This window comes from Pedobacter sp. (assembly GCF_031119335.1).
Classification (GTDB): Bacteria; Bacteroidota; Bacteroidia; order Sphingobacteriales; family Sphingobacteriaceae; genus Pedobacter.
This window is the reverse complement of record NZ_JAVHXT010000013.1, coordinates 47,979-60,983: the sequence shown is the minus strand read 5'-3', so window position 1 is coordinate 60,983 and position 13,005 is coordinate 47,979. Positions and strand designations below refer to the sequence as shown.

The window sequence follows — 13,005 nt, the reverse complement described above, 5'->3', positions numbered from 1 at the left end:
TGGACGTTAATACGTCATTACAGGAACGAGGCAATCCTACAACTATGGCATGGCAACAAAACTTACGCTTTAAGATTTTTCATTTCTCAATATATTGTTTTCAGAGGTATTCAAGCTTGCTTCGCAGGTGCTTCGTACCTCGCAATGACGATACGCTTTAAAATAAAAACAGAAAAAAAGCATGAAACCTTGACATAATACGACCCCGTCGAGGTCGAACACGACTAAAAACTTGCACTATAAACATTTAACCTCCACGAGGTCTTTCCGTGTCTAAATTTATTCTATTAGTTATCCCCTTGGTTTAAAACCCAAGAATTATAAAGAGTATTACTTAATCCTACCCTGCTCATTCTCCAATGCCGAACTTCGGGTTCTCGGCCCTTTAGAATTGCCGCTGCTAAACCTGTAACTAAAATTAAGCCTTACCTGTCGAGTTTCGAAATAGCTAAAGTTACGAATGTACAAATCGCCAACAGATTGTACTGAATTACCTTGGATACCTTTATAGATATCTGCAAATATCAATCTAATCGTGGCCTTATCGTTCATCAAATTACGCTGCAAGCCCAAATCTATTTGCCCCGTAGCTCTATGGAATTGGTTTGCCCCAGCTAATTTCCTCGAATTGTATATACCAACCAATTCGGCATTAAATCGGTAAGGCAGTTTAAAGCTTTGCTGTAAATTTAGTCGACCTGCAAATTGTTGCAAATCCAACTTTCTTCCTCCTCCAAAATCAATGTCATTATTAAGCCCAAATAAAACGCCATTAAAAGTGATATTCCACCACTTTGCAGGACTTAATGTTTGGGTTAGCGTTAAAGCCAAATGCTGTTGCACGCCCAAATTTCGGGGTGTCATCACAATTTTGCTATCATCAACCTTGTCTGTTACTTCCACACTAAACTTATCGGTATGGGTGTAGCTTAAGCCAATAATTGTCGAGCTTTTATAAACGTATTGTAGTAGCAAACGATGGCTTAGCTGTGGTGCCAAAAACGGATTTCCCTGCCAAAACGAAAGCTCATCTAACAAATAAATAAACGGATTGAGGTTTTGATACGCTGGTCGGTCAATCCTTCTAGAATAACTTAACGAATAGTTATGATTTGCTGATGGTTTTACGGTTGCAGAAAAAAATGGAAACCAATTGGTGTAATTTCTTTCGGTCATTTTCATGTTTCCTGCTACAATAGAAATTTCATCCAATTCACCTTTCGAAGCCGTATTTTCTACCCTTAAGCCACCTTGTAATTGCCATTTGCCTACAGCTTTCTGATAGTTCACATAAGCATTTGCAATCTCCTCCTGGTAAACAAACCTATTAGAACGGTCTGGATCTCGAAATTCGCCAGTTGGCAAAACCTCCAAAAATCTAGAGTCGTTATCTGCAGATATAGAAGAAAACTTAAGTCCAGTTTCCAATTTTCCTTTCCAAAGTTTGGTGGTATAATCAGCCTTGATGGCTCGCAAACCAATATCAATGGCGTTTAACGACCGATACAAATTATCGCTTAAAACCATTCCATCACTTGCTGTGTATTTATTGGTCTGCAAGTTGCCAGCACGTTTGGTAAAGTCACCGTAATCTGCATCAAAATTGATAATCCTTCCTAAAGTATCTTCGTATTTATAGTTTAAATTAACATTGTATCGCTGTGTTTTTTGCTGATAATAATCGTTAATGGCGGTTAGTGTTTGGTCTATCTGGTTGGTTTGGGCAATGCCGATGTCGGTTTGGGTATCAGTAATTCCGCCTCCAAAAATAAAGTTTCCGTTCAGCAAAATACCGATGGTGTTTTTCTTGTCGATGGCAAAATCAGCACCTAAGCGAGAACCCATCTTGTTCCTTTTATCTACATCATCGGTAAAACTGTTGTAGAACTTGCCAGCCTGAATTCTATCGCCACCATATAAATACGAGTAGTAACCAATAAAATGGCTGTAATTGCCGAAAACGTTGAGCCTATTTTTTCTGTAGTTTAATGCCACATCCTGATTGTTTCTGAGATAAACGCCATAGCTTAAACCACTGGTTAACGCTGCCGAAAAGCCTTGAACATTAGACTTTAACGTTTTTACGTTAATTACGCCAGCCGTACCCGCAGCGTCATATTTGGCACTTGGACTGCTGATAATTTCTATGGCTTTTATCTCGGAAGCCGACATAGATTTCAACAATTCTGCAACCTCCCGATTGGAAAGATAGGTTTGTTTGCCATCTATTAAAATTGCCGCTCCACCTTTTCCGTTCAGAGAAATATTATTGTCGGTTCCTACGGTTACACCAGGTGCTCGGCCCAATAAATCCAAAGCGTTGGTACCCTGTGCCGTTAAACTTCTGGCTACGTTAAAGATAATATTGCTGCCATCCATCTCAATTACCTTTTGTGCCCCGCTTACATTTACTTCTTTTAAAGTTCTTGCCTTATGCTTTAATTTTAACTTCCCAAATGATTTTTGCAGCGGCTGATTTGCTGTTTGGACAAAGTTAACCTGAGCATTTTCGTAACCCATAGATGATATTTTTAACACATAGGTAGCATTGAGCTGAAGCGGATGATAAAATTGGAACACCCCTTTTTCGTTAGCGATTGCACCATTTACCTGCACTTCATTTTCTAAAAGTGTAACAGTTGCAAATGGCACAATTTCTCCATCGGCACCTATAATTTCTCCTGTTAAATAGCTTTTCGAAACTCCGTCTTCTTTAACCAAAACACGTTCACCGCCAATTACAATCATACGTTCAGAGAGTAACTGATAGAAGAGTTTTTTGCTTGGAAGTATCATTTTCAGCACCTCAGAAACTGGTAAACGATTGGCATTTACCGCAACGTTCATCGTATCAGAAACAACGTCATCGCTGTAAACAAAGGTGTAACCGCACTGCTTTTGAATTTCCTTAAATAACGATTGTATAGGAATATTTTCCTTTTGTAAAGTGAACTTTCGATCTTGTGCTAACACCGTAAAACAACCCAAAAACACGAAAGTAAAGAGTAATATTTTCTTCATCCTTGATCCTTGATAATTACCAAACGGTTAGTAATGGTGTAGGTTAAAGGATAGGATAGTTTCAATGCTTCCAGAGCTTGGTGAATGGTTTCTGTTGTGAAAGTACCACTAAAACGCCTTTCTTTTAATTTCTCGCTGCGGATTTCAATCTTCAAATCGTACTTCTTTTCTAACCTCAGCACTAAATCAACTAACTTCTCTTTATTAAAAACTAAGGTATCTGCAGTCCAACTCGCTTCATTTAAAATTAATTCTGGCTTTAAAGCAGTAATGTTAAAGCTTCCTTTAATGGCAGATTGATTGAAAAAAAACAGCTTATCGTTAGGTTTAAGCAACACACTATTTTTTGTGTTTTTTCTATCGGTTACTGCTATTGCACCACGTACTAATGCCACCGCAACACTACTATTTTCCAGATAAGCATTAACGTTAAAGGCAGTTCCTTTTACTTCAATATCAACACCGCCGGCGTGAATAATTAAAGGAACGGCAGTATTTTTTACCACATCAAAATAAGCTTCCCCATCAAGGGTGATTTCTCGTCTTTCCTTACCAAAATCTTTGTTATAGCTAAGGGTTGATTTTTTATTGAGCCAAATACGGGTGCCATCATCTAAAACTTTAAAAACCTTTTCGTTTGTAGCCGCAAGTGTAGCCGTTTGGTTGTGATTGAAAAGATAATAACCAACCAAACCAACTCCAAAAACAGCTAATAAAATCGCAGCAGCTTTAAATAACGTACTTGAAAACACGCTTTGCTTCGGTGCTGTAAAATCGAATTTATTCACAGCTGTATGAGTTTCAGCTGTGTCTATTTTTTCCCAAATTAGGGCTAGTGGCGCAGCTTTTCCATCCGTCTTTTCACTTAAATAACTTTCCATTTGGGCAGCCAAATTTTGATAGACCTCATTCTCTAGGGCGTGGTTCAGTTGCACTTGTTCGCTCTCCAAAGTTTCTCCCGAAAGCTTTTTAGATAACAACTTGATGAACTTATCTTTTTCCATTTGTTCAATGCTTATAGCTTAAAGACACTTCATTTTAAATGAATACTCACTCATCCCTAAAAAAATAACATGGATAAAGCAGGCGGTAAGCTTTTCTTAGCTGCTTTAGCTTGCGGATGATAACCTAAATAGCCACTAATCTCGTCTGCCAATGTTTTTACCGCTTTGTACAACTGATTTTCGACTGTTCTTCTAGATAGCCCTAATATTTGTGCAACTGTTGAGGTTTTCAATCCATCTTCCTTAATTAATTTGAATATGATTTTTCTTTGCTCAGGAAGCGATGATACCGCAGCATCCAATAGCTTAACCAATTCCTTATCTTCCAGATGGGAATAGTTTGCTGAACTAACTTCCAAATTGTTTTCATCTTCAATAACTGCAAGCTGTCTTTTCCCACTTCTAATTAAATTTAAGCAAGCATTTTTAACGGAAACATACAGGTAAACTTCTGGATTTAGGATGCTTGAAAATTCGCTCCGCTTTAGCCAAAGCTTCACAAAAAGCTCAGAGCTGATTTCTTCGGCACTTTCCAAATGTTTAGTGTATTGCTTGGCGAAGGCAACCAATCTCCAATAATAAATAGTAAAAAAATGATTAAACGCCTCCTTATTTCCCTGTTGGATTTCTTGAAACAATAGCTTAATCTTTTCTTTTTCTGACATTAAATGAGGCTTGCAAATGTTTGGTTCTTTATCAATGACACCAAAATATGAAGATATACTTATCCAATGATAAAATTAATGTAATCTAGCTAGACCTTTTAACTTGTGTTCAATTATTTCTGGCATTGTGCAACGTTAGCGCTTTTTCTTTGTCATTCCATTAAAGAGCAATAATGAAAACGACACTTCTATTCTTAACCACATTAATTTCTTTACAATACGTTTTTGGTCAGTCTAGCTCACAGGTTGACAACATTATCAGAAGAGAAATGACGGAAAGAAAAATTCCCGGACTACAGGTTGCCATTGTAAGCAAAGGGAAGATTGTGCTGAGCAAATCTTACGGCATTGCAAATGTGCAAGACAGCGTTCCCGTGACCGAAAAATCTATTTTTGCTATCAATTCTTGCACAAAGGTTTTTACCGCAGTAGCAATAATGCAGTTGGTAGAACAAGGTAAATTAAATCTTTCTACCCCAGTTTCTGCCTACCTTAATGATTTACCAGCATCTTGGTCTGGTGTAACTATTAAACAATTACTTACGCATACATCAGGCTTACCCGATGAACTTAAGTTGCTTGACGCTAAAACCGGCGGATTGGGCAACAACACAGAAGCATCCCTTTGGGAAAAAATTAAAATTGTTCCGCTAGATTTTGCTGCTGGCGAAAAGTTCAGTTACAACCAAACCAATGCCTATCTTTTAGGTAAAATCATTAATAAACTCTCCGGACAGACATTTCAAGAAACTTTTAAAAAACTGCAGTTTGAACCAGCTAACTTAAAACACACACTTTTTGGCGACTCACGTGATGTTATCTCTCATTTTGCACCAACTTACTTCTACCGAAAAAATATTGATGGTCAACAACTTAGTTCGCCTAAACTAGTTAACAACTATTATGAGTTTCCTTATTTCAGACAAACAGCTGCGGGATTAAATAGTACAGCAACTGATTTAGCAAATTGGGTTATCGCCTTGCAAAGTGGGAAATTACTTACATCTAAATCTAGCTTGGATACGATGTGGTCTCCTGGAAAATTTAATAATGGCAAAAATACACCTTGGGCAATGGGTTGGGGAATGAACAAGTTTAGAACTAAACACAAAGCAGTGGGCATGTCTGGTGGTGGCAGGTCTGCATTTCTAATCTATCCTGATGATGACTTGTCAGTGATTGTGTTGACCAATTTAGGCGGCAGTTACCCCGAAGATTTTTTAGAGGAACTAGCTGGATGCTACAACCCAGATATCCCAAAGGCAGACCCAATTACTTTAATGAAGGTTTCGCTTAGAAAGATTGGCTTTGATAAAGCAATTCCTTTTGCTGAAGCGCAGAAAAAGAACAATCCATTGTTTATGCCTAATGAATTTGAAATAAACGAATGGGGCTACAGAATAATGGCAAACGGCATTTTAAAAAATGCTGTAGAAATCTTCAAACTAAATACACACCTTTTTCCTACGAGCGGCAATGCTTTCGATAGTTATGGAGAGGCTTTATTGAAAGATGGTAAAAAGGAAGAAGCGATAAAGGCTTATCAAAAATCTATTGCGTTAAGCCCCGATAACGAACATGGAAAAAAGGTTTTAGAAACGTTATTGAAACCTTAATATTTTAGCCCATAACCCTGAGCAGATAGTTTCTCTTTCGCAAATAGCAAAAGTGTTGTTTTTTCTGCGCCATATAATACCATAAACTGAATGAAGCAGATTTTACATTTTAGGATTTTGTACCATTATTGTTCTGCTGGCTGCTCCACTCGTAGTAAAAGCTTTAAATTTAATGATGCCTTTAGCTGAGATTTCTTTACGATAGATTTCGCTTTTAGCATGAGGCTCAGCACCATCGGCAGTATATCTAATAACCAATTCTGGAAACTGCACGTTGGCTTTTATTTTACCTTGATCTATGATAACACCTGGTGGTGGTACCCGAAAGTTAAATCCATCATGATAATAGGATAGACGGTTTAGCTCTCTTTTACCTACTACATTGGCAAAGCGGCTCCAATCGTCAAGGTATAACTGCCATGATTTTACACTATCGACCTCTTTAGACCAATCGGGTTCGGTAGTCCAAGCCCTTTCGGCATAGGCAATTAATTTAGGCAGCAACATATACTGCATACTTTGAGCGTTATATATTTTTTCCGACCATAATTGACTTTGTATGCCGACAATATTTTTCTTACCCTCTTCGGTTAGTCTCTCCTTGCCTTTTACAACATCTCTGTTCAGCAAAGTGCCATCAAGTGCTTCCCTTGCTGTTTTGTAATAATCAAAAGGTGAGAAATAAAATGGTTTATCTGTATCTACATAAGATCCCCAGTACAAACCCGGTTCATGCGTATCTTTCTGATAGGCCAAATCGAAATAATAATTGGTAACGGCCGACAATACCACCTTGTAACCCGCATTAGCCAATCTATAGGCCAAATCTTCGGAACCACCACCCCATACATTGTTCCATACGTAAACCTGAAAATTTTCTCCTAAAAAGTCTGGATTAGCGATGTAGTTCAATTTCTCGCCATCTTTTACTTTCCGCATAGCAACTTCTTCCCAACCCGAAAGGTGTAAGTTTTTACTTTTTAGTAGTTGATTTACTTTGCCGAGGTAGTAATACCATAAATCATCATAAGTAATGATTTTTTTATTTGTCATTAATTGAGCAATGGCCGGAGATTTTTCCCACACCCCCTGTGGTACTTCATCTCCGCCCATGTGCACCGTACTTAGCCGAGCACCAGCTTTTTGATAGAGTGAAACCAGTTCATCAACTACAGTATTGATGAAACGATAGGTAGATGGCAGTGCCACATTCATCACATTATCTTTATAACCTTGTACTGATTTGTAAACGGATTGATCTGAAGTATCCCTTAAAAGATATTCGATGGCTTCTTGATGTTTTTTCTGTGCCATCAATTTCCTATACCGATAATCCATTGCCTTTACCGCAGCTCTAGCATGACCTGGTGTTTCCAACTCGGGAATTACAGTGATATGCCTGTCTTTAGCGTACTTCAAGATTTCTATGAAATCTTCTTGTGTGTAATATCCGCTGCCAGGCAAGCTAGTTGTATCTGCACCAGAACCATAAGCAGGCTTTAAATGTGTAGCATCATCAAAAGTATGACCTCTCTTGGCGCCCAGTTCTGTAAGTTCTGGCAAAGACTTAATTTCCAATCGCCAACCTTCATCATCATTTAAATGAAAATGGAAGGTATTGATTTTATACAGTGCCAAAAGATCGAGCAACTTCAATATTTCTGCTTTCGGTTGAAAATTCCTAGCCACATCTAGCATTAAGGAACGATAAGCAAAACGAGGATAATCGTTGATTTCAACCTTAGAGATTGCTATTTCTTTGCTTCTCTTAGCCCAAACGTTTGTAGGCATCAACATTTTTAAAGATTGTAAACCATAAAATGCTCCTTGTGGCGTGGAAGCTTCTACCTGTACACCTGTATCGGCAACAGTTAAACGATATTCTTCTAAAGACAAACCTGCGGCTAGTTTTATTACCACTGCATTATTGGCTTGGCTTTTAGCTATATTAAGTTTAGTTCCCAAAAGGGATGAAATTTCTTGGTTAAAGAGCTTTGCTTCGTTTACAAAAGCTGAATCGGCAATTAATTTCGTATTAGCATTCAGCTTAAAAAAACCTTTGTTTTCTATATAAGAAACGGGCTTGGGTATTACTTTATGAAGCTGGCCAATATTGATATCATTGGTATTGGCGAACTTTTGATAACGCTGGGCAGCAGCCAACATTTCATTTTCGGCACTCAACGTACTTAAGTCCGAAGCAAAGTTCTTTACAGTAAATAACTTGCCAGGGTTAGTTTTGGATACGAAATACAAACCTGAAGGAGCATCGGTAATATTTAAGGTTTTACCTTTTGCTAAGTAATTTACCTCTAATTTCTTTTTACCATCGATTATACCAAAACCTTTCAGCACATTCATTACCACAAATTCGCCACCCTTGTTCTCAAATTTGGCATTTTTGCTAATGACTTCTTTAATTTCCCTTGGGTAGGAAAAACAAAGTATCCAATCACTTAAATTAACTGCTGTGTTTCCGTTATTAGTGATGAGGAAAGCCGCACTGAACTGTCCTTTTTGCAAATGATCATTAGCTCCCATTTTCCATTTAATTTGGATATGGTTTAAGTCTTCTAAAGATTGTGCTTTTGCCGCTTGCACTATAAAGAAAAGTACACTAAAAAAGGCTATTCTTCTTTTCATACTTATAGGTTTAAGGTGTGTACGACCATAATTCTGTACCTCTCTTGAAATAAATTTTTCCGCTTGGATCCATCGACATTAGTCCAGCACCTTTTTCAATAACGGTACATACTTTAGTTATTGGATCTAGTTTAAACAACAGTCCATTATCCGTTCCATAGATTTGTCCCGAAGGATGGATAGCCATAAAAGCACTTCTCCAGATATGACTTCCAAAAGGGGGATAATCGTAAAGTTTATGGATGGTTAATACTTTTTGCTGATGAATATCCAAAATGAATAACTGTCCGTCTGCCACGCCCCAAATATTTCCGTCTGGTCCATTAATTAGCGAAGTGATGGCCGCAGCACCAGCAACAGGTACAAGTTTTAACAATGCTTTATTACTCTCAATATCCCAAATCAATAATTCTGCTTCTTTACGTTCTGGTCTAATACCCAATCCCCCAGAAATAGAACCACCTACTACGAGTATATTTCCCTTACTGGTTAAACTTACTACCGATTGTTTCGGTAGCACTTCGCCATAAGACTGATGCTGATTGGTCTTTTCATTATACCCAATTAATATCCCTCCCAGCTTTCCATATTCAGGAACAGTTCCAAAATATAATTGATGCTTATCAGCTATGGCATGTACGGCAAAAGATCGACTTTGCCCCTCTTCTACAAAGGCCTCCTTAGGGTTTTTATTAGATAGGTTCCACGGTTTGGTCGTATCAAACACATAAAACTTCCCTTTGGGATAAATACCAAAATAGATTTTATCTCCCAAAAAGGTCATGCCCTCGGTTTGGTCTAACCCTCGATATTTTTTATTCTTTCCTGTTTTTGGATCGAATGTAGCATGACTACCCGCTAAATAACCACCTGTCCATACTTTTTGGTCTGGCCCCACCATAATCGCGTTGATAGGAATAGGCTGCTCTGGGATAGTAAGTTTTGTACGCTCTACTTTTTTACTTTTAAACTGATATTTCGATAAAATACCTTTTGCATTTAACCAATAAAAACTTCCTTTTTGATCATTAAAGAAGGCATGTGCAGCACCACTCTCTGTTGCCAATTGAATTGATGAACTTATATTTTTGCCGGCATCAAAACTCATCAAACTATTTTTGGAGGTATAGATGGTATTTTTAAGATGAGTACCCACAGCTTTCATGTCCATTCCTACTACTTCCTGCTCTACTTGTTGTGTTTTAAGGTTGTATACCAAAGTTGTGTTGCCTGCGGTAAGCAAAGCCAGTAGACGATCTACGCCATCGCTACCAGTTATCAATTCCAAACCGTAAACAAACTCCCTATCCTGATATTTTTCGGGCAGTATTTCCTTTTTGGTTTTTGCAATGAGGTCTACCTCGATAAGATGTGCATGAGAACCTACGCCTGCATAAAGCTTATTACGTTTTTTATCAAAGGCCAAACTGCGCACATAGTTTTCGCCGTCAACTAAAGGAGCATTAAACAAATCGCTAAATCCATCTTTTGGGTGATACCTAAACACCCTACAGCCCGGATAAGTGGCTCCAAAAACTTCGCCATTATTTCCCGCAGCAAGGTTCCACAAATACGTTTCTGATGGCAGGGCATTACCTAAATCTTTAATAGTTTTAGTTCCTGGCAGGTGGCTAAAAAGCTTACCTCCCGCACCCGGAATGTAAAGTGTACCATCTGTTGATTGTGCCAAGTCCCAAGCTCCATCTGTTTTAGGCAAAGGAACATCTAAGACCAAAGCCTTACTAGCTACATTAAAAGCCAACAAATGCGCAGGTTCGCCCCTTACAACGGTATATAATAATAGATTATTTTTACTGTCTTTTACAAAAATGCTACCCTGTATCATTGCCGCAGTAAGTTGTGGCCCATGATTTACAAATTTGCCCTTTTCTTGTGCAGAAGTAATTTGCACCAACAAAAAAAGCACTGCAGAAGTTATTGCGCCAACAATTTTCATTATCGTACCTCCCTAGCTAAAAATTCATGAACAAATTCGTCATCATTTAAGTGGGGATAATCCCGATGAACACGTTCTATTTCATCCAACTGACCTTCTGATAGTTTTTCATTTGGGTTTAAGCACCAAATTCCTTTCATCAGCCCTTGTTGCCTTAACATTTCATGAATACCAGGAATACAACCGTGAAAATGATTTGCAGGATCAAAAAGCGCCGCATTTACATCTGTAACCTCAATTCCTTTGGTTAATAATTCTGCTAATGCTTTATCCGTTGGGGTTTTATCGTAAGCTTTAATTTCTTGCAACAGGCTCACGGCTTTATTTGTCCACACGGCCCAATGTCCAAGCAAACCACCAACAAAGCGCTTTTCTACAGCACTGCCATTTACCATAAAACGGTAGTTGGTCAGTAAATCTGGAACAATATTATCATCGTTGCCTGTGTAAAGCGCAATCTCGTTACATCTGCTGCTGTTGCAAACCGCCCTTATTACATCAATAGTTTGGTAACGGTTAAACGAAGCACATTTAATCGCCATTACATTCGGGATTTCCGCAAATTGCAGCCAAAAATCATAACTAAAAATACGACCGCCTACTGAGGGTTGTAAATAGAAACCAAACACGGGAATGATGTTAGCAACCTCTTTTACCCGCTCTAAAATTTGCGCCTCGGCCCAACCTTGTAAACCACCCATGCTTAACAGGCCCATATCATAACCTAAACTAACCGCTATTTTAGCTTCTGTCATGGCTTGTGCGGTTGGCCCACAAATACCTGCTATTTTTAGGAAAGGTCTGTTTAAATTAGCTTTACTAATTTCTTCTGCCGCCCATTGCAACACGGTGGCAAAAAGGTTTACCCCAGGATCTCTGATTTCGAATTGCGTAGAATGAACACCAACTGCTATTCCACCAGCACCACTGGCTACGTAATATCTGGTGAGCAAACGTTGCTGTTCCTCGTCAATAGTTCTATTTTCTTTTAAAGCTAAGGGATGTGCCGGTATTACAGTACCCTGTTGTAAATGCTGATTTAGTTCAGTGCTTAAATATTTCATTAGAATTTCCCTCCCCTTTCTTGAAAATGTGTTGCTTTACCAAACTCGTCGCCACCTGCATTTAACCATGCTGCGGTAATATCAATAATCTCCCTAATGGTAACTTTTGGATAACCGAATAAGCGATGGCTCTCTGATGCGTTATTTAACAATGCTGTACCTACTGGTTCATTAATAAATTTTGGTTCGATACCGAAAAGCACACCAAACTGTTGAGCAATCCATCTGATCGATAAAATTTCGGGACCTGTTACGTTTAAAATTTTAGCAGGAGTACGGCAATGCAGCAAGGATCGGATGGCTATTTCGTTGGCATCGCCTTGCCATATTACATTTACATTTTCGGTACTTAAATCAATAGCCTTACCTGCCTTAACCGACTTGGCAATTTCCAAAACCACTCCGTACCTAAAATCTACTGCATAATTTAATCTGTAGATTAATGTTGGAGTTTGGTTTTTCTTGGCGAAGTACTCAAAAATACGTTCACGGCCCAAACAAGATTGTGCATATTCGCCGATAGGTTCGGGTGTAGTATCTTCGGCAACACCTCCCGAAGTAACAGGTACAAAAGGTAAAACGTTGCCAGACGAAAAAGCAACGATATTGGCCTGTTTGTATTTTTCGGCCACACGACCTGGCAAATAAGCATTCATAGCCCAAGTAAAGCTCTCCTTACCTGTAGTACCAAATTTGTTGCCAGCCAAGTAAATCACATTTTTGGCATCTGGCAGTGCAAAAAGTTCTTCATCGTTAAGCAAATCACAACTAATAGTTTCTATTCCGTTAGCTTGTAATTCGGCTTTTGCTTTCTCATCAGAAAATCTGGAAACACCAATTACACGTTTGTTTATGCCAGCCAATCTAATTCCATCAACTAATAATTTGCCCATACTCGGCCCCATTTTTCCGCCTATACCCAACAGCACTATATCGCCCCTAATTTTTTTAATATCTTCTATTAAAGCTGCTGAAGGTGTGGTTAACCTTCGTTCCAACGCTACTAAATCTTCCATTTCTTTTAACTTTATTCAA

The 13,005-nt window shown here is 38.5% G+C and carries 8 protein-coding genes; 1 reads left to right on the top strand and 7 read right to left on the bottom strand.

Features of this window, described 5'->3' with window-relative positions:
- Positions 1-330: 330 nt before the first annotated feature.
- From REI64_RS13940 to REI64_RS13930, 3 genes are read right to left on the bottom strand one after another with little or no spacing between them, the layout of a single operon-like run.
- Positions 331-3,021, bottom strand: a complete 2,691-nt coding sequence (locus tag REI64_RS13940) for an outer membrane beta-barrel family protein (RefSeq protein WP_308850750.1) — start codon at positions 3,019-3,021, stop codon at positions 331-333.
- Positions 3,018-4,025 carry a FecR domain-containing protein gene (locus REI64_RS13935; protein ID WP_308850749.1) on the bottom strand — a complete coding sequence of 336 codons (1,008 nt, stop codon included), beginning with the start codon at positions 4,023-4,025 and terminating at the stop codon, positions 3,018-3,020. Before REI64_RS13935 ends, REI64_RS13940 begins: the two co-directional genes overlap by 4 nt.
- 56 nt (positions 4,026-4,081) lie before the next feature.
- Positions 4,082-4,690 carry an RNA polymerase sigma-70 factor gene (locus tag REI64_RS13930; protein ID WP_308850748.1) on the bottom strand — a complete coding sequence of 203 codons (609 nt, stop codon included), beginning with the start codon at positions 4,688-4,690 and terminating at the stop codon, positions 4,082-4,084.
- 173 nt (positions 4,691-4,863) lie between these two features.
- Between REI64_RS13930 and REI64_RS13925 the strand changes: the two genes are divergently transcribed.
- The gene (locus tag REI64_RS13925; protein ID WP_308850747.1) at positions 4,864-6,306 is read left to right on the top strand and encodes a serine hydrolase; all 1,443 of its coding nucleotides are present in this window, start codon (positions 4,864-4,866) and stop codon (positions 6,304-6,306) included.
- A gap of 102 nt (positions 6,307-6,408) precedes the next feature.
- Here the strand turns inward: REI64_RS13925 and REI64_RS13920 are convergent, their stop codons facing one another.
- The 4 genes from REI64_RS13920 to REI64_RS13905 are packed head-to-tail and all read right to left on the bottom strand — an operon-like array spanning position 6,409 to position 12,986.
- Positions 6,409-8,949, bottom strand: a complete 2,541-nt coding sequence (locus REI64_RS13920) for a family 20 glycosylhydrolase (RefSeq protein WP_308850746.1) — start codon at positions 8,947-8,949, stop codon at positions 6,409-6,411.
- 10 nt (positions 8,950-8,959) lie between these two features.
- Positions 8,960-10,906: a hypothetical protein gene (locus REI64_RS13915; protein WP_308850745.1), complete on the bottom strand. Its 1,947-nt coding sequence runs from the start codon at positions 10,904-10,906 to the stop codon at positions 8,960-8,962.
- Entirely contained in the window at positions 10,906-11,970 is a 1,065-nt protein-coding gene (locus REI64_RS13910; protein ID WP_308850744.1) for a dihydrodipicolinate synthase family protein, read from the bottom strand. Before REI64_RS13910 ends, REI64_RS13915 begins: the two co-directional genes overlap by 1 nt.
- A complete protein-coding gene (locus REI64_RS13905) occupies positions 11,970-12,986 on the bottom strand; it encodes an epimerase (protein ID WP_308850743.1) in 1,017 nt (338 codons plus the stop codon). The genes REI64_RS13910 and REI64_RS13905 overlap by 1 nt, the downstream gene beginning before the upstream one ends.
- Positions 12,987-13,005: the final 19 nt, after the last annotated feature.